Source organism: Ruegeria sp. YTSA168, from assembly GCF_059610045.1.
The window spans coordinates 50301-68604 of record NZ_JBXWMW010000009.1; the positions used below are offsets into that span (position 1 = coordinate 50301).

An 18304-nucleotide genomic window follows, 5' to 3' on the forward strand; every position below is an offset into this window, starting at 1 on the left:
TGACCCAAGGCGCCGGGATTTGGAAACTTCATCGAACTGTCACAACGTGATCAGTGCCCCGCGCTCTCCATCTTGCGATGGGCTACGACCTCTTCCAGCCAGCCAAGATGCATCTCTGGCACCGAACTGAGCAGCAGATCGGTATAGTCATCGAAGGGTGGGCTCAGCACTTGGCTTTTTGGTCCGTAGCGCACAACACGGCCCTGATACATCACCGCGATACTGTCGCTGATCGCACGGACCGTTGCCAGATCGTGGGTGATGAACAGATAGGCCACATCCTCGATTTTCTGCAAATCCAATAGCAGCTTGAGGATGCCGTCTGCGACCAGCGGGTCCAGCGCCGAGGTGACCTCATCACAGATGATCATCTTGGGCTTTGCCGCCAGCGAGCGCGCGATACACACACGCTGTTTCTGACCGCCCGACAGTTCAGCCGGGTAGCGGTCGATGAACTTCTCGCCCAGCTCGATCTCATCCAGCAGCTCAACCACGCGCTTGCGCTTTTCCGCACCGCGCATGTTGAAGTAGAACTCCAGCGGGCGACCAATGATAGTGCCAACGGTCTGGCGTGGGTTCATTGCCACGTCAGCCATCTGGTAGATCATCTGCAACTCGCGCAGGTCCTCACGCGTGCGGCCTTTGAGGTCCGCAGACAGTTTGCGCCCGTTGAACGTGATCTCACCATCGCGCGGCGGCAGCAGGCCAGTGATCACACGGGCCAGCGTCGATTTACCCGAACCGGATTCACCCACAACCGCCAGTGTCTGCCCTGGATGAAGCTCGACATTGACGTTGTGCAGCACATCGAAGTTCAGCCCCTTGTAGCGTGCGGTGATCCCGTCGACGCTGAGCACCGGTTCCGATGTCGGCTGTTTCTCTTCGTGCTCGATGGACCGGACCGAGACCAGGGCCTTGGTATAGTCCTCTTGCGGGTTGTTGATGATCTGATCGGTGGTGCCATATTCGACTGTATTGCCCATGCGCAGAACCATGATGTCGTCGCTCACCTGCGCCACAACGGCAAGGTCATGCGTGATGTAAAGCGCAGCAACACCGGTATCTGCGATGGCTTCCTTGATGGCCATCAGGACGTCGATCTGAGTTGTCACGTCCAGCGCCGTGGTCGGTTCATCAAACACCACCAGATCAGGTTCGGGACACAGCGCCAGCGCGGTCATGCAGCGTTGGAGCTGACCACCCGACACTTGGTGCGGGTAGCGTTCTCCGATGTTGTCCGGATCGGGCAGCCCCAATTTGGCAAACAGTTCGCGCGCACGGGCCTCGGCCTCTTTGCGGCTGAACTTCTTGTGCTCAACAGCTGCCTCGACAACCTGATCCATGATCTTCTTGGCCGGGTTAAAGGACGCGGCGGCGGATTGCGAGACATAGCTGACCTCGCCACCCCGCAGATTGCGAATATCGCCCAGAGCGGACTGCATGATATCGCGCCCGTTGACCCAAACCTCACCGCCGGTGATCTTCACACCGCCCCGGCCATAGGCCATTGAGGCCAGACCGATGGTGGATTTACCGGCCCCGGATTCGCCGATCAGCCCCAGCACCTTGCCGCGTTCGAGGTCAAAGCTGACCCCGTGTACGATTTCGATGTCATGGGGCTTTTCGCCCGGCGGATAGACGGTCGCGCCGATCTTGAGGTCGCGGACCTTGAGAAGGGTATCACTCATCCCCGGCCTCCTTTCAGCGATGTGGTGCGGTTCAGGATCCAGTCAGCCACCAGGTTGACCGAGATGGCGAGCGTCGCGATGGCAACTGCCGGATAAAGCGCCGCGCCGATACCATAGACGATGCCGTCCTTGTTTTCCTTCACGATGCCGCCCCAATCCGCCAGAGGTGGCTGCACGCCCAAGCCCAGGAAGGATAGGGTCGAGATAAACAGAACCATGAAGATGAACCGCAGGCCGAATTCTGCCACCAACGGTGACAAGGCGTTGGGCAGGATTTCCCGGAAGATAACCCAGCCACGGCCTTCGCCACGCAGTTTGGCGGCCTCGACATAGTCCATCACGTTGATGTCCACGGCGACGGATCGGGACAGACGATATGGGCGTGTGGCGTCCAACAGACCCATCACTAGGATCAGGATCGGCACCGTTACCGGAACGATCGCCAGAATGACCAGCGCAAGGATCAGCGTCGGGATCGACATGACCAGATCAACCGCTCGGCTGAGCACCTGATCGGCCCACCCACCCAGCACAGCCGCCAAAAGGCCCAGAGAGGTCCCGGTGACAAAGCTGAGGATGGTGGCCGCCGCCGCGATAAAGATCGTCGTGCGTCCGCCATAGATCATGCGGGTCAGCAAATCGCGCCCGATATTGTCGGTGCCCAGCAGATGCTCGGCGCTGGACGGCTCCCATACATCGCCAACCACTTCGGCCATGCCATAGGGGGCGATCAGCGGGGCTGCAAAGGCGATGAAAAAGTACATCCCGGTGAAGAACAGACCGATCATTGCCGAAATAGGAATATTCTTCATCATTTCGGATGCCTCAGTCTTGGGTTGGCCAGGATTGACACAATGTCCGCCACCATGTTCAGCCCGATATAGACGGCGGCAAAGACCACGCCGCAGGCCAGAACAACCGGTACGTCACGCTTGGTCACCGAATCCACCAGGTATTGACCCATGCCGGGATAGACAAACACTACTTCGACTACGACAACGCCGACGACCAGATAGGCGAGGTTCAGCATCACAACGTTGACGATGGGTGAGATTGCATTCGGAAAGGCATGGCGTGCGATAACCTGAAAACTCGACAGACCTTTCAATTCGGCCGTCTCAATATATGCGGATTGCATCAGGTTCAGGATTGCCGCGCGGGTCATCCGCATCATCTGTGCCAGCACGACCAGTGTCAGGACAAAGGCGGGCAGCGCGATTGCGTTCAGTTTCTCTCCGAACGACATGGAATCGTTGATCATGGCCAGAGATGAGAACCAGCCCAGCTTCACGGACACGAAATAGATCACCACATAGCCGATCAGGAATTCCGGAATCGAAACCGTTGTCAGCGTGATGGCAGAGATCAGCTTGTCCGGCCAGCGATTGCGATAGCGCACGGCCAGCAGACCCAGAAAGATAGCAAGAGGTACGGAGACGATGGCGGCCGCACAGGCCAGAAACAAGGTATTGCCTAACCGTTTGCCGATGCTTTCAGCAATGTCGAGCTTGTTGGTCAGGGACTGACCCAGATCACCCTGCACAATACCACCCAGCCATTCGGCATAGCGGGTCAGGGCTGGGCGGTTCAGGCCCATTTCTTCGCGCAGATTCTCCAGCGCTTCGGGAGTTGCGGATTGTCCAAGGACCGCTTGTGCCGCGTCCCCAGGAAGAGCTTCGGTGAGGCCGAAAATCAGAGCCGATGCACCGAAGAGAAGCAGGAGTCCCAGCGCGAGGCGCTGGGAAACCAGTTTGATGATAGGATGCATGATCCGTGGCCCGAGTTACGCGAACCACATCTTGCGGGATACCTGACCATTCATCAGTTCGCCGTTTGGATCGGCCTCCCAACCAGCCAGAACATTGCTCGAGGCATCGACAAAGTTGTTGAACATGGGGCAGATCAGACCACCCTGATCACGCACCATCTGGCCCATTTGACTGTAGATGCCTTTCCGTTTTTCCGGATCCAGTTCAGCCCGGGCTGCAAACAGCATGTCGTCGAACGCCGGCACTTTGAATCGGGTGTCGTTCCAGTCGGCGGTCGACAAATACGCGGTCGCATACATCTGATCCTGGACCGGACGGCCACCCCAATATGAGGCACAGAAAGGCTGGACGTTCCAGACCTCGGACCAGTAACCATCGTTTGGCTCGCGCTTGATTTCCAGCGGAATACCGGCCTGTGCGGCGGTTTGCTGGAACAGGGCAGCAGCGTCCACAGCACCCGGGAAGGCACCATCGGCGACACGCAGTATGATGGGTGAGCCATCATGCCCTGACTTCTTGTAATGCTCAGCCGCTTTTTCAAGGCTGAATTCGCGCTGGGCGATCGCTTCATCAAACAGCGGATAGGCTGCGTTGACAGGCATGTCGTTCCCGACCGAGCCATAGCCGCGCAGTACTTTATCTACCAGTTCCTGGCGGTTGATTGCGTATTTCAATGCAGTACGCAGCTCGTTTTCATCGAACGGCGCCGTGTCACAATGCATGATGAATACATAGTGTCCACGACCGGGCGTCGCCTGAACCGTTAAGTTGGGCGCGCGCCCCAGCAAGTCGGCGACTTTCGGTTCGATCCGGTTGGCGAGTTGCACCTGACCACTTTGCAATGCTGCAGTACGGGCTGTAGCGTCGTTGATTACAACATTTTCCACGCTGTCGAAATAGCCATCGTCATTCCAGTAATTGGCAAATTTTGTGAACAAGTGACGCACACCGGGCTCATCAACTTCTACCTGATATGGGCCGGTACCGATGCCTGCTGCAGGGTTGTCCATGCCGCCATCGGGTTGGACGATCAGGTGATAATCCGCCATTAGATACGGCAGATCGGCGTTTGGTTCGGTTAGCGTAACCTGGAAGTTTTCGCCGTCGGCCTTCATAGACTCAATGCCCCGCATGACGCCAAGAGCCCCGGACTGCGAGTCTTCGTTCGAGTGGCGTTCCATGGTCTTTAGCACGTCGTCGCTGGTCATGGTTTTGCCGTTGTGGAACTCGACACCCTGACGCAGTTTGAAGGTCCAAACCTTGGCATCAGCGCTGCCTTCTACGCTTTCGGCCAGACGAGGCTCGATTGTGCCGTCAGGAGCAACCTCAACAAGCGTGTCGCCAAAATGACGGCCATTCATATAGGGAACCGAGCTTGCATAAGTAGCAGGATCAAGCGAGTTCGTGGATTCACCACCCTGAAGGCCGAGTTTCAGATCCCCACCTTTCTTCGGGCTGGCGGCACGCGCAGCATCTGCGAACATCGTGCTGGCAACAGCGGCCGACACGCCCAGAGCGGCAGCTTTGCCCATGAATTCACGGCGCGTGAGTTTTCCCGCGGTGACCTGGCCTGCCATATGGGTTAGTTGTTCTTTCATCTGTAATCTCTCCCAGTTGAGTGAATATTGCCCTTCAAGGGCTTGTTATTGACGCATGAGTCAACGTTGGCGCATTTGGGGCAGCCCGACAAGTTCAAAAATCTCACTTGGGCGTGTGAGGTCCGGCGCGTTGTTTCTTTGGTTTTGGCCATTCGAACACGTATCATCCGTGCCGTTCGGCTTAGCTGAACCAAGGATGACGCATGAAATACATAAGTTAGCATGAGAAACGCCAAATCAGTCGCGGATTGCGACAATAAGGTCCATTACATTTGTGCCGGTTGGTCCTGTCACCAATAGGGCGTCGGCCTGTTCCAGGTAGGTGCCACTATCTGCTGAGGTCAGGGCGTCTTGGGCGCGATCTGTCCAGGTCGCTCCGGTCACCACACCGCCTGCCGCGTTGGTTGGACCATCGGTACCGTCTGTTCCGCCCACAACAACAGTCAGCCCATCCAGCCCGGCGATTTCTTTGGCCAGCGCAAGGGCAAGGGCCTGATTGCGCCCCCCCCGACCGGGGGATTCTGGCAAAACAACAGTAGGCTCACCACCGAACACCATTGCACCGCTTTCCATACCGCGAAGTTTCGAACCCACATGGGCCGCAATGGTCAGATAATCATCATGCAGAGCTTCCTCATTTGCGAGCAACCGTAAGCCTGCTGATTGTGCGGCCTTCGCCGCAGCAGCCCGGGCATGAGCGTTTGAGGCGATGATGCGGATGGTTGCGTCGAACTCATAGGCCGGGGGCAGGGCGCCGATGCCTGACCCGATCACATTCAAATCGTCGCCGGGCACATCCGAAATCGCCAGCACTGTGGCCTTCGCGCCGTTGAAGTGAGACAGCAGCCCACCCCCTTTGACCCGCGACAATTTCCGCCGTTCAGCGTTCATCGCCACGATATCCAACCCTTGAGCCAGCAGTTGGCGGTTCAGAGCGGCAAGGTCTTCAAGTGATTTTCCCGGCACCAGATCTTCAGCCAGCGACGACGCGCCCCCCGACACCAGAAGCAATAGATGAGAACCGGGTTTCATCGCCTCAACCGCTTCGCGCAAGGCGCGGCCACCGTTCAGGCTGCGTTGATCCGGCACAGGATGCGAGGCTTCGATCACCTCGACATCTACTGGCAGATCGCGCCCATGATCATCTTTGGTGACGACAAGTGTCGGCACGCCGCCAAACTGGTCCAATGCCGCACGCGCCATTGCAGCGGCGGGTTTGCCAACGGCAAGGATGCGATCTGGTCGCGCGATACCGGGCAGGGCAGTCTTGGTGGCTGTGAAGCCATCAACCGCTGCGACACCTGACTTCCAAAACTCGATTGCTTGTTCAGTGCGCATCATCAGTTTTCCATCCAGATCGTAACCGGGCCGTCATTGACCAGTTCTACCGCCATATCCGCGCCAAACTGCCCGGTCTCGACGGCAACGCCGTGCGACGACAGGTATCGGGCGAAGGCAAGATACAGTCGCTCACCATCCTCGGGTGGGGCGGCGTTGGCAAAGCCCGGGCGATTGCCGCGCGATGTATCGGCGGCCAGCGTGAACTGACTAACCACCAAAGCGGACCCACCAGTATCAAGGATCGAGCGGTTCATTTTGCCCGCCTCATCCCTAAAGATACGCAGCTTGGCGATCTTTGCTGCCAACTTTTCCGCATGATCTTGGGTATCGCCCTGCATGGCGCAGACCAGAATCATCAGCCCCGGACCGGATTGTCCGACAACCGCACCGCCCACTGAGACGCGGGCCCGTGAAATGCGTTGTAGAAGCGCGCGCAAAGCGTCCTCCCCCGTTTTTCAGTGGGTTTAACCGCGCCAATCGACAATGTCACTCAAAGCTGCACGATCAGTCCGAAAACTGTTGGCCGGGTGGTCTGTGTCGGAATATCCGAATGAGAGCGCACACAGGATCAGGCGATCTTCGGGGATATCGAAATAGCGATGCAGGAACGGCGCGTAAGCGGCAACGGCTGCCTGAGGAATACTAGCAATTCCAAGCGCTTCGGCTGCCAGCGTGAAAGCAGTGACAAACCCGCCGCAATCCATTGCGCCATAGGAGCCAAGCTCGGCCGGGCTGGACAGGATCGCGCAATGGGGTGCGCCGAACAGCGAATAGTTTTCCATCATTTGACGGACGGATCCTTCCCGGTCGCCACGTTCGACGCCAACCGCCTCGTAAAGAGCCCAACCGCAGGCGCGGCGACGATCCTGATAAGGGCCTGAATACGAGGCCGGGAAGGGAAGATCGGGGGCGGGCGATCCTGTCGCGACCTCGTTTTGCAAGGCATGCCGGAAGCGGTCTGTCTCCTCACCGCGCGTGATCACCAAATGCCAGGGCTGCGCATTGCACCAGCTGGGCACGCGTAAGGCGCTGGCTACGATCTGCTCTATGTGCTCCGTAGGGACTGGGTTCGGGCGAAAGGCCCGGCAGGAATGTCGCTGCTCGAGCAAATTATTCAAAGCGGACAATGTCATAAACGTGTTCTCCCTGCAGAGTTGCGGCCGAAGATGACTGCAGCCCTGAGAAGGCGCAAGGGGGATCCTACTGCTGACCCGTTGCCACCAGATACCCAACACCAGCCGCGACGATCAGGCCCAAACCAACGGCAATCGCAATCTTGACCGCAGACCAGGGCCGTTCGCCCTGTACCCGTCCGGTGCGCCCGTTGACGACAAAACGATAGGTTTCACCCCGGTATTTATAGGCGGCCATCCAGACCGGCAGCAGGATATGCTTGAAAGTCACATCCCTGACATCAGTGTCAACCGAATGGATACGCTGGCGGTCACCGCCGATGTCAAAACGCACATCCCGTTCGATCACCCGCGACATATGTTGGCGCGCTTCGGCGTACCCATCTCGCAACTCAACCGTGTAGGCCTCGGCCCGGAATCCGGCCAGATATTCGGGTTGATACGGCTCCAGGGCGGGTAGGTCCCAGGGCTCTAACGCATCGGTGTAGGTCTTGGGTAGGGAATGAGACGCCAGCACCAGAACATCGTCAAAGAACCGCGCAACCCGCCCGGATTTCGGAGTCCAGCGGACCTTTGGCACCTGTTGCTGAACCCGTTTTCCATCGCGCATAACAGTGCGGGTTTCATAATAGACCACGCCCCGTTCACCGCGATAGTTGGACTTAGTATCCGCATCGAAGGTCCAGTAGGGCACATAAATACCCTGCATCTTGCGTCCTTTGCGGGCGTATTCCTGTAACCCGTTCGGCGCAAACCACAGCTTGCCCAGCCAATCATTCATGGCCTTCTGGGCGGTACGTTCATCCAACGCAAAGGGGAGCACACCCTTTGGTTTAATATGGCGGTTCACTCCGGTATCCGTGACCACGGGTGTCGCGCAGAACGGGCACTCGGCGGCATGGGTGTTCGGATCAAACTCGACCTGAGCAGCGCAGTTGGAACAGGTCAGAACCCGCGTTTCTTCGATCTCGCTGTCCGGCAGCCGATCCGCAATCGCGGCGTCAAAGTCCAGCTCACGCAGGCTTGCGCCGCCCCACGGCCCCGAGCCAATCGGCTCGGAATGCCCGCAGTGATCACAGGTTAACGTGCCATCGCCCGGACTGAACCGATAATCCGCGCCACATTGGGCGCAGGGGAAGCGGTGTTCTTCGGTCATTCGTTCGTCTCAACAACGGAATGGGTACCTGGCCCGATCTGCCAGCGCACTACAAGAGCAATGAGTATGCAGGCTAAGATAAATAGTCCTGAGTTCTGCGCTAAAATCCACCATCCATAGGATGTCAGGATACCGTCAACGGATTGAACCGATCCGATGCCCCCGCGTGTAGAATCGAAATTCGGGTTCTTTGATTGGAGCCATCCCAGAAACCGTCCGACCGAGATGCTCAAGGTCACTAGGCCAAAGCCGATACATGTGCCCCACTTGGCCGCACGCATATAGCTAATGCGCCGACGCATCACCGCGCGCAAAGCGGGGGACACAAAAAGCCATGCCACGAGGAAGGCGAACGGGACACCAAGTAGAACAAACAACATCAACCAAGATTTCAGCGATGCGTCGAAACCATTTGTGCGGACAGTCAAACCAAATGGCAGACAAATAACAATGATCCATCCAAGAAATGCACTCAGATTGACTGCTCGTCGTATATCTCGTTGTGAGTATGGGGCTGGTTCAGCTTCAACCACCATAGTTTATGCGCCCGGTGGAGGTGGCGGCAAAATGGTAAACAACTGCGCCAGTTCCTGAACCTCTCCGGCTTTCTTCCAGCCGTCCTGCCCGGCGGTCCAGACATGAGTGTCGCGCGTCAACTCGCCTTCGGCGGCCATGCGTCCCATCTTGGCCTTGGAAAACGGCCCGCTTGTCTGACCATCCAATGCAATATGCCACACATGCTCAACCGGGGGTGGGGGTGGCGGGGCCATCTGTGCCGCCGGTTGTGGGGCAGCGGGGGCGGACGATCCCCACGGGCCGCTCGGCTGGCCCGCTGCCATGTTTGCCATTTGCTGCGCCATAGCCATACCCATGCCCATGCCAAGACCAGCGCCCATGCCGCCGCCCTGACCGGGATTATGGGCCGCTGCCGTCATAGCCTCGGCTGCCGAATACTGGGTGAATTTACCCAGATCACCAGCCAACCCCATCGAGGTCCGCTTGTCCAACGCGGCTTCAACGGCAGGCGGCAGAGAGATGTTCTCAATGTAGAACTCAGGCATTTCCAACCCGTAGCTGTCCAGCACCGGAGACACTTCAGCCGCGATCAGCTTGCCCAGATCGGCGGTATTGGCGGCCATGTCCAGCACCGGTATGCCCGATCCTGCGATCACACGGCTGAATTCCTGCACGATGATGTTGCGGATCTGAAAGCTGATTTCATCCATGGTGAATTCACCATCGGTGCCGACGATCTCGACCAGAAACTTCGCCGGGTCCTTAACCCGCACCGTATAGGTGCCATAAGCCCGGATGCGCGTTGGCCCAAACTCGGGGTCGCGCAGCATGATCGGGTTTTTCGTACCCCACTTCAGGTCGTTGAACCGCGTTGTGTTGACGAAATAGACCTCGGACTTGAACGGAGATTGAAAGCCGTGATCCCAATGCTGAAGCGTTGTCAGGATCGGCATGTTGTTGGTTTCAAGCATGTAAAGGCCCGGCGTGAACACATCGGCCAATTGCCCCTCGTGCACAAACACGGCCGCTTGTCCTTCGCGCACGGTCAGCTTGGCACCGTATTTAATCTCGTGCCCCTCACGCTCGAACCGCCAGACCATCGTGTCGCGGGTGTCATCCACCCAATGGATGACATCAATGAACTCTCCGGTCAGAAAATCGAAAATTCCCATTTGGGGTCTCCTGTCTTTTTGGGGGTCAGAGCGGCTGACCCATCAGTTCACGCGCAATGATCCGCACCACGGGGCGGGCCTGATCGACCGACACACCGGGCTTGAGGCGCGGATCGTAAAGCATTTGCAGCAGTTTCTCATCATGACTTGTCAGCAGTGCGAACTCGTCATCGTCATTAAAGATCGACGGGCGCGCGGCGGGGCTGTCATTTGAAAGGCCCAGACCTTGCGCAATCTCTTCATGGATACAACTGAGCCGCACCAGATCGGGCAGCTCGGACCGTATCAGGGTAACCGCCCGCACATATTTGTTCGGCGATGACGTATTCGCCGAGGCAAAGACGAAACAATCGAAATTCGAACGCGGGTTCGCCACCAGATCAAGCGAGGCTTGACTGATATTCGGGATCAATTGCCTGAGGCGTGACACCACATAGGCGCTGTCATCCTTGCCAGCGAAGAATACGTGGAAATTGGGCTTGCGGGTGACGATCGAAATCGAATGCCCGGTGAGCCGCGCCAATCGCGCCGAATAAGATTGCACGTCTGCGGCATCTTTCTGGCGTGTGGCTGGCAGGATCGACGGTCCAAACTCGGTTTGAATGCGAACGGGGCCAACCCAACGGCTGAGCTGCCCGTCGGTCTGGCGCGATCCGATTGAAATACTGTGGTTTGGGTATTCGCTGTAGAATGCGATCGCCTCGAAGTTACGTTCCAGATCCCCTGCATCATACGGCGTATCGGGGCCACCCCCATCAGTTCGCAACAAGCCGCGTGCCAACAAGTCGCGCTCGATACGTTCATAGAAACGCGCAAGATCCTGACTGGCGGCAGACGGCGGCACATAGGCATTGGCTGCCGGCGGCGGGGGCACTGGGCGTGGTTCCGGCGCGGCCGAGGGCGCAAGAGTCTCTTCACACCCGACCAGTGCCAGCAGCGCAGCGACCCCGAGGCCCAGCTTCATATGGCTCAAAGGCCGCACCCCTGCCTGCCTTATCCTGGAACGGCCGTTCCGGCGTTGTCGCCGGTTCCATCGCGCCGGGCTTTGGCAGCAGCGAGCGTGTCGCGCAGTTCGGCTTCCATCTTTTTAAGTTCTTCCTCGGCTGCCGCGCGCTTGGCTTTGCCTTCATCGGCAATAGCAAGGCTTTCATTGATCGTTCCGATCAGATCGGCATTGGCCTGTTTGACGGCCTCGATATCAAAGACACCACGCTCCATCTCTTGGCGGATCATCTTGTTGCTTTCGCGCAGATTGGCGGCGTTTGCGGTCAGAAGCTCGTTGGTCAGATCATTGGCGTCCCGCACCGCAGCCGCAGCTTCGGCGCTGCGTTGAATGGTGACGGCCTGTGCCAACTGGGTTTCCCAGAGGGGGACGGTGTTCACCAAGGTCGAGTTGATCTTGGTGACCAGCGATTTGTCGTTCTCCTGAACCAAGCGGATCGATGGCAGCGACTGCATTGTCACCTGACGGGTCAGTTTCAGGTCATGTACCCGGCGTTCAAGATCGTCACGCGCGGCGCGCAGATCACGCAGTTCCTGCGCCTTCATCACCTGTTCGTCCTCGGGCGCGGCCTGAACCTCGGCTTCCTTTTCAGGAATGTCATGACTATCAAGCTCGGTCAGCTTCTCTTCACCCGCCGCGATGTAAAGGGCCAACTCGTCATAGAAATTCAGCGTCTTTTCATACAGCAGGTCCAGTGATTTGATGTCTTTGAGCAGCGTATGTTCGTGGCTCAGCAGATTGTCCGTAATGCGGTCGATCTGGCTTTGAACCTCTTCGTATTGTGCGGTGAACTTGGCAAAAGGCGCGGCCTTGCCCAGCAGTTTCTCCCACCAGCTGCGTTCGCGACGCACGTCCAGCTCGCTGACCGAGAAGCCCCGGATTGTGGTCACGATGTTGCGCAGGCTGTCCCCGGCGGGGCCCACATCCTTGTTGCGCACATCGGCCAGCATGGCCTGACTGATTTCCTGCAACTCTGCCTGTGCGGATGATCCGAAGGACACGATCGAGTTGGTGTCATCCATATCGATTTCGCCCATGCGTTTGCGAATCTCCGCGCCGACCGGTTCGTCGGCCTCTTCCAGCGAAACAAGCTCGGTCTTTGGTTCCGGCAGGGCCACGGCTGTGACTTCCTGTACCAGGGTTTCGGCTTCGACCGCCTTGCTCTTGATCTCATCGGACATGGGGATGTTCCTCGCTTACTGTGTGGCCGGTCAGTCCAACCGGACGCCTTCGCGCTGCAGCCTGTCGCGCAACACGTCAATTTCGACCGTCAGATCACTGCGGTCATCCAATAGCATTTTGCGCGTGCGCGCGGCGAAATTCTGTTCCAGATCATCCAGCAGAGCCGAATAGTCGGCCAGGGCCTGCCCGTCCCGCGTGCGGGCATAGACATCGGCAAACTTCACAGTCGCGTCGCGGGCACCTTGTAGATACACGGTCAGGTATTTGCGGGCACCAGCCAGATCGCGTGGGTCTTCTTCGACCGTGCGGAACAGATCGCGGGCGGTGTCCTGAAACCGTTCGACGCGGGCCTCGATCCGGCGATCACCGGCGCGTTTGATCGCATCGGTCATCTGGGTCAGGTGCTTTTCGGCATCATCAACCACGCGGGCCACGCGGTCTTGCTGAAATGTGTCGATGCCTTCCATGCCTTTGTTCTTCAGCGGATCAAAGCCAAAGGAGACTGAATGCAATACAGTGGCCGCCGTGCCGAACAACACGGGTGCCAGAAGGCTGGCATGGCCAACGGCCTCGGCATCCAGATACTCGCTCCGATAAGCGGCCAGCGCGGTGCCGAGACCGGTCAGTATGCTGGCAAAGATCTTGCGCGGAAAGGCGGGCCGGCGGGCGGTTTTGCGTGCGTTATAGGCGGCTTCGGCTCGCAGTCCTTCACGCAGAAAAAAAGCAGCAGCTGTCAACATACCGGCCGCCACAAGGCCCATGGTCATGCCAATTGCACCGTCATTCAGCGACAAAAAGACCAATGGGATTGCTGGAATGAACAGAACGTTGGCACGCGCACCCGCAGGTTCGACACGCGCGCCATCAAATTGGCCGCGCGGCGGTGAACCATCTGGCTCAGACCCGCCCTGCGGGCTATATTTGCCGCCAAACCGTTTGGCCATGGCTACAGCCCTCCCAGCAGCCCGGTGCAGACGCCGAACAACAGCACCAGAAGGGCCGCATAGGCCAGTTTTTGCACTCCGCTCCCGGACATTCAGCCCCCCAAATCGCAGCGTTCCCAGAAAATCTAGGGGATACGCAGGCTTGGCGCTAGGGGGAAGGTTGCTAAACCCGCATCACTTGCGGGGTTTCTTGCCGATTGCAGGCCGTTTGCGTTGCGGGCGAGCAGCGCGTTTGGCGGTGCCCTCGGGTTTAGCACCCCCATCCAGCCCCAGTTGGTCACGCATAACACGGCGGCGGACCTCTTCAACCTGGCCGGGTTTCAGGTCACCCAGCTGGAAGGGGCCATAAGAGACGCGGAGCAGGCGGTTTACAGTGAAACCGATATCCTCGATTGCGCGGCGAATCTCTCGGTTCTTGCCTTCGCGCAGACCGATGGTCAGCCAGGCATTCGCACCTTGCTGGCGATCCAGCGACACGGTCATGGGCTGGAACCGCTCTCCGTCGATCACGAGCCCCTTGCGTAGGGGGGCAAAATCTTCTTCCTTGGGGCGTCCGTTGACCCGCACGCGGTATTTGCGCAGCCACCCGGTTGAAGGCAGTTCCAGCTTGCGCTTGATGCCGCCGTCATTGGTCAGCAGCAACAGGCCTTCCGAGTTCAGGTCCAGTCGACCCACGGACATCACACGCGGCATATCCTCGGGCAGTTCATCAAAGATCGTCGCGCGGCCTTTTTCGTCCTTGGTCGTTGTCACCAGGCCGGTCGGCTTGTGATAGAGCCACAGGCGGGAAGGTTCGGGTTCAGAAACCGGTTTGCCGTCGACAATAATCTTGTCTTTGGCGGTCACATTCAGGGCGGGACTGTCGATCACCTTGCCATTGACCGCAACGCGGCCTGCTTCGATCATGCGTTCAGCCTCGCGCCGCGAGGCGACGCCTGCACGGGCCAGCACTTTGGCGATCCGGTCGCCGGGAGGGGGGGGATTGTTCATGGTCCGGCCATACCTCATCGCGTTCGCTTGCGAAAGGCAGGTTTCTGAGGCAGTCAGGGGCATGGTGTTCAAATCACATATGGACATGGCGCTGGACGAGGCGCGCGCAGCCGCCGAACGGGGCGAGGTTCCGGTTGGGGCCGTCATCGTCTCGCCCGATGGTCAGGTTGTTGCTGCGGCAGGCAACCGAACGCGAGAGTTGAACGACCCGACTGCCCATGCCGAAATACTGGCCTTGCGCGCAGCCTGCGCCGAATCTGGGTCAGAACGGCTGTCAGGGCATGATCTTTATGTCACGCTGGAACCCTGCGCCATGTGTGCTGCCGCATTGGCCGCGGCCCGTATCCGGCGCATTTATTATGGCGCGTCCGATCCGAAATCAGGTGGCGTTGCCCACGGTGCGCGCATATTTTCGCATCCGCAGGCCCATCACCAGCCCGAAATCTATGACGGCATCGCCGCTGAAGAGGCTGCCGAATTGCTGAGAAGCTTCTTCGCGGCTCAACGCGGCTAAGGCTTCACCACCATCTCGCGCGGGATATCAGCCAGTGATTGCCCGCCATTTGGGGTCACGACAAAACTTTCGGTAATCGCCAAACCCCAATCTGGTGTCCATAGACCTGGCATCAAGTGAAACGTCATGTTTTCCTTCAGTTCCGTTGTATCGCCGGGTCGTAGACTCATGGTGCGTTCGCCCCAATCCGGCGGATAGCTGAGCCCGATGGGATAGCCGGTGCGGTTGCCCTTCTCATATCCGGCACGGGCAAAGCTGTCATAGACACAGGCGGCGATTTCCTCGCATGTGGCACCGGGGCGTGCGGCGGACAAAGTGGTATCGATTGCGGTCAGAACCGCCGCTTCGGCCCTGCGAATATCGTCTGGCGGGTTACCCAGAAACAGGCTACGGCTGGCCGGGCAATGGTAACGGCGATAGCAGCCAGAGATTTCGAAATAGGTTGCCTCGCCACGTGCCAAAGGCCTGTCGTTCCAGGTGATATGCGAGGCCGAGGCTTCGCGACCCGACGGCGCAATTGGCACAATCGCGGGGTAGTCCCCAGCCAAACCGGGCAGCCCGGCAATGCCTGCCGCTTGAACTTCGGCAACCAGTTGGTGTTTGGGTAGACCTTCGCGAAACGCCGCGCGTAGTACTTCGTGCATATGCGCCGTCAACTGACCTGCCTTGCGCATCATCGAGATTTCGGCGTCACTTTTGACCGCGCGCTGCCAGTTCACAAGGCTGGTGGCGTCGATCAGTTCGCCAAAGGCGCGTTCAAGAATGCAGTGGCTGGCGGCCGAGTAGTAGTAGTTGTCCATCTCAACCCCCAGCCCGGTGGTCCACCCCCGTTCGCGCAGCGCTAGAACAAGCGCGTCGACTGGATGGTGTTCGGGATGCTGCACATGTTCTTCGGGCCAGTCCAACAGATCAGCCGGGTCCAGCCATGTGGTCTGGGCTGCCCCCGCCTTGTCCTGTGTGCGTCCCCACCAAAGGGGCGCACCTTTTGCAGGCAGAACCACCATTTGGGGCACATAAAAGCTCCACCCGTCATAGCCAGTCAGCCAAGCCATGTTCGATGGATCAGTGATCAGCAAGGTCTCAATCCCGCGCTGCGCCATCGCTGCGCGGGTCTTGGTCAAACGGTCCGCATATTCCTGCGCGCTGAAATCTGAGGCCGGCATCAGAGAACGATCGCCTGCATAACCTCGGGTTCGATCACATCGACCCCGGGCAACCCGTCCACAAGCACTTGCGCGGATTGTTCCAGGATCGGGAAGGTCTTGTAGTGGCAGGGGATCACCGTCTTGAAGTTGAAATACCGCTTGGCGGCGTAAGCGGTCGCCTTCATGTCCATTGTAAAATGCCCTCCTGCCGACATGATACCGATATCGGGTTTGTAGTAATCGCCCATCCAGTCCATGTCCGCCATGATGTCTGTATCGCCCGAAACATAAAGCATGTGTCCTTCAGCGGCGATCATAAAGCCAACCTCGCTGCCGCCGGTCCGCAGGCCGTCAGGCGTGGAGAACGTGGAACTGTGCGAGGCGGGAACCATGGTGACCTTTACCCCGTTCAGGTTGACGGTTCCGCCTTTGTTGAACCCGATGGTTTCGATCCCTTCGGCTTCGGCCCAATAGCCCATCAAATCATACTGGCCGACCACCGGGGCGTTCAGGTGTTTGGCCAGGGGCAACACGTCCGCCACATGGTCGAAATGCGTGTGGGTCAGCAGGATATGCGTCGCCCCGTCCAGAGCGGCATCGTGTTGATCCTCAGCCAAGATCGGGTTGCCCGTTAGCCAAGGATCGATCAGCAGCACCTGACCGCCGATTTCGATGCGAAAACTACCATGTCCCAACCAAATGATGTTCATGCTAAAATCCTCCAATGATGCCTATTGGCATCAGCCTAGCATCCGCTATGTAAAATTCTATGGATTGGATGCAGGAAATCGACAGCTATTGTGAAAGACTGTCAGCCGCTTATTGGGCCGAGCCGATCAATGCGATCACCAATGCGGCCTTTCTGATCTCGGCCTTTATCATGTGGCGGCGGGTGCGCGGCCAGGACATGCCGCTTGCTATGGGGCTGATTCTGGTGCTTGGGGTTATCGGGGTCGGCAGCTATTTGTTTCATACCCATGCGCAGGTCTGGGCGGCCGTTGCCGATGTCACGCCGATCCTGCTGTTCATCTTGATCTATATCTTTGCCGTAAACAAAAACATTTGGCACATGCCATGGGGATATGCGCTGGGCGGGACCATTCTGTTTGTCCCCTACGCAGCGGCGACGATCCCTGTGTTCCGGTGGGTGCCCGGTCTTGGCAGTTCTGCAGCTTATGCGCCGGTGCCCATGTTGATCCTGATCTACGCGTATCTTTTGCGCGACCGGCAACCACAGTTTGCCAGAGATATGACAATTGGCGCATGCATTCTGATCCTATCGATTACGTTCCGCTCTTTGGATCAGCCGGTCTGTTCACAATTCCCGACAGGTACGCATTTTATGTGGCATATCCTGAACGCCACCATGCTCGGCTGGATGATTGAGGCCTATCGCAGGGTTTTGATCCGCATGCGAGCGGGCGCCATCAAATACCCTGCGCTTTGATAACGGCTGCAATGCGCTGACCGATGATCCGGCTGGATTTGCGCGATGGGTGAATCAGGTCAAATGAGAAATATGAGGCATCGCCGGGCTGCGCCACATCCTGGGATGAGACGAAAGTGATGCCCTCATCCCGCTGCGCCAGTTTGGCAATACGAGCCTCAAACTCATCCCCTTCGGCTTTGCAATGTTCGATCGGGGTGATCAAATTGGGGCTGCGCAGGTAACCGACATAAACCACGCGGGTGCCGGTCGCCCGAATCTGGCGCAGGAACTGCGGGATTTGACCATGCTGACCATCAGCAGAGATCATGTTATCCAGCACCCCATCACAGCGTGTGCATCCGCACCCCAGCATCAGGTCGTTACCGCCGCCATTTACAACAGCCCAGGACCAGTCCCCTTCGACATATTGTGCCTGAACTCCGGATTCAGGTTCGCCATCCGGGTCAAATTGTGTTTGCAGCCAAGCCGCAGACACCGTGCGGTCAACGACCGGGGCACCAATCGTTTCTTCGATAACATCGGGGATTGATGAGCCCGAGGGAGAGTTCCACGCCATCAGCGAATCGCCGACGGCGATGATTTTGGCGTCAGGTTTGCTGGCAGGCATTTCCTGGCATCCGACCAAAGAAAACAGGACGCCGATGACAAGACACAGATTTCTGGACATTTCTGACCCGGAGTTTGAATTTCGCCAGGGACTATT

19 protein-coding genes are annotated in these 18304 nt (G+C 58.2%); 2 read left to right on the forward strand and 17 right to left on the reverse strand.

Annotated features, from left to right (window positions below):
• Positions 1-50: 50 nt before the first annotated feature.
• The 14 genes from AC2FFE_RS15360 to AC2FFE_RS15425 form a co-directional block, all read right to left on the reverse strand.
• The gene (locus AC2FFE_RS15360) at positions 51-1688 is read right to left on the reverse strand and encodes an ABC transporter ATP-binding protein (protein WP_496847054.1); all 1638 of its coding nucleotides are present in this window, start codon (positions 1686-1688) and stop codon (positions 51-53) included.
• Positions 1685-2500 carry an ABC transporter permease gene (locus AC2FFE_RS15365; RefSeq protein ID WP_496847083.1) on the reverse strand — a complete coding sequence of 272 codons (816 nt, stop codon included), beginning with the start codon at positions 2498-2500 and terminating at the stop codon, positions 1685-1687. Before AC2FFE_RS15365 ends, AC2FFE_RS15360 begins: the two co-directional genes overlap by 4 nt.
• On the reverse strand, positions 2500-3456 hold the full coding sequence (locus AC2FFE_RS15370) for an ABC transporter permease (protein ID WP_496819537.1): 957 nt from the start codon (positions 3454-3456) through the stop codon (positions 2500-2502). The genes AC2FFE_RS15365 and AC2FFE_RS15370 overlap by 1 nt, the downstream gene beginning before the upstream one ends.
• Positions 3457-3471: 15 nt before the next feature.
• The gene (locus AC2FFE_RS15375) at positions 3472-5055 is read right to left on the reverse strand and encodes an ABC transporter substrate-binding protein (protein WP_496819536.1); all 1584 of its coding nucleotides are present in this window, start codon (positions 5053-5055) and stop codon (positions 3472-3474) included.
• 237 nt (positions 5056-5292) lie between these two features.
• Positions 5293-6396 (reverse strand): DUF4147 domain-containing protein, encoded by a 1104-nt coding sequence (locus tag AC2FFE_RS15380; protein ID WP_496819535.1) that lies wholly within the window; start codon positions 6394-6396, stop codon positions 5293-5295.
• On the reverse strand, positions 6396-6833 hold the full coding sequence (gene dtd, locus AC2FFE_RS15385) for a D-aminoacyl-tRNA deacylase (protein WP_496819534.1): 438 nt from the start codon (positions 6831-6833) through the stop codon (positions 6396-6398). The genes AC2FFE_RS15380 and dtd overlap by 1 nt, the downstream gene beginning before the upstream one ends.
• 27 nt (positions 6834-6860) lie before the next feature.
• On the reverse strand, positions 6861-7529 hold the full coding sequence (locus tag AC2FFE_RS15390; protein WP_496819533.1) for a nitroreductase: 669 nt from the start codon (positions 7527-7529) through the stop codon (positions 6861-6863).
• Between the two features lie 67 nt (positions 7530-7596).
• Positions 7597-8685, reverse strand: a complete 1089-nt coding sequence (locus AC2FFE_RS15395; RefSeq protein WP_496819532.1) for a TFIIB-type zinc finger domain-containing protein — start codon at positions 8683-8685, stop codon at positions 7597-7599.
• A complete protein-coding gene (locus AC2FFE_RS15400) occupies positions 8682-9221 on the reverse strand; it encodes a hypothetical protein (protein WP_496819531.1) in 540 nt (179 codons plus the stop codon). Before AC2FFE_RS15400 ends, AC2FFE_RS15395 begins: the two co-directional genes overlap by 4 nt.
• A 3-nt stretch (positions 9222-9224) precedes the next feature.
• Positions 9225-10373, reverse strand: a complete 1149-nt coding sequence (locus tag AC2FFE_RS15405) for an SPFH domain-containing protein (protein WP_496819530.1) — start codon at positions 10371-10373, stop codon at positions 9225-9227.
• A gap of 25 nt (positions 10374-10398) precedes the next feature.
• The gene (locus tag AC2FFE_RS15410) at positions 10399-11337 is read right to left on the reverse strand and encodes a DUF2927 domain-containing protein (RefSeq protein ID WP_496819562.1); all 939 of its coding nucleotides are present in this window, start codon (positions 11335-11337) and stop codon (positions 10399-10401) included.
• 29 nt (positions 11338-11366) lie between these two features.
• Positions 11367-12557, reverse strand: a complete 1191-nt coding sequence (locus tag AC2FFE_RS15415; protein WP_496847055.1) for a toxic anion resistance protein — start codon at positions 12555-12557, stop codon at positions 11367-11369.
• A gap of 30 nt (positions 12558-12587) precedes the next feature.
• Entirely contained in the window at positions 12588-13502 is a 915-nt protein-coding gene (locus tag AC2FFE_RS15420; RefSeq protein ID WP_480827790.1) for a 5-bromo-4-chloroindolyl phosphate hydrolysis family protein, read from the reverse strand.
• Between the two features lie 174 nt (positions 13503-13676).
• On the reverse strand, positions 13677-14492 hold the full coding sequence (locus tag AC2FFE_RS15425; protein ID WP_496847056.1) for a pseudouridine synthase: 816 nt from the start codon (positions 14490-14492) through the stop codon (positions 13677-13679).
• A gap of 61 nt (positions 14493-14553) precedes the next feature.
• On the opposite strand from AC2FFE_RS15425, the gene AC2FFE_RS15430 reads away from it, so the two are divergent.
• Complete coding sequence (locus tag AC2FFE_RS15430) at positions 14554-15006, forward strand: nucleoside deaminase (protein ID WP_496847057.1); 453 nt, start codon at positions 14554-14556, stop codon at positions 15004-15006.
• On the opposite strand, the gene AC2FFE_RS15435 is transcribed toward AC2FFE_RS15430, so the two are convergent.
• Together AC2FFE_RS15435 and AC2FFE_RS15440 are read right to left on the reverse strand one after the other, a co-directional pair.
• On the reverse strand, positions 15003-16169 hold the full coding sequence (locus AC2FFE_RS15435) for a M24 family metallopeptidase (protein ID WP_496819525.1): 1167 nt from the start codon (positions 16167-16169) through the stop codon (positions 15003-15005). The genes AC2FFE_RS15430 and AC2FFE_RS15435 overlap by 4 nt on opposite strands.
• Complete coding sequence (locus tag AC2FFE_RS15440; protein ID WP_496819524.1) at positions 16169-16861, reverse strand: metal-dependent hydrolase; 693 nt, start codon at positions 16859-16861, stop codon at positions 16169-16171. The genes AC2FFE_RS15435 and AC2FFE_RS15440 overlap by 1 nt, the downstream gene beginning before the upstream one ends.
• A gap of 59 nt (positions 16862-16920) precedes the next feature.
• Here AC2FFE_RS15440 and AC2FFE_RS15445 point away from each other — a divergent pair, with 59 nt between their 5' ends.
• A complete protein-coding gene (locus tag AC2FFE_RS15445) occupies positions 16921-17598 on the forward strand; it encodes a ceramidase domain-containing protein (RefSeq protein ID WP_496819523.1) in 678 nt (225 codons plus the stop codon).
• Here the strand turns inward: AC2FFE_RS15445 and AC2FFE_RS15450 are convergent.
• Positions 17579-18208, reverse strand: a complete 630-nt coding sequence (locus AC2FFE_RS15450) for an SGNH/GDSL hydrolase family protein (protein WP_496819522.1) — start codon at positions 18206-18208, stop codon at positions 17579-17581. The two genes, AC2FFE_RS15445 and AC2FFE_RS15450, sit on opposite strands and share 20 nt — an antisense overlap.
• Positions 18209-18304 lie beyond the last annotated feature (96 nt).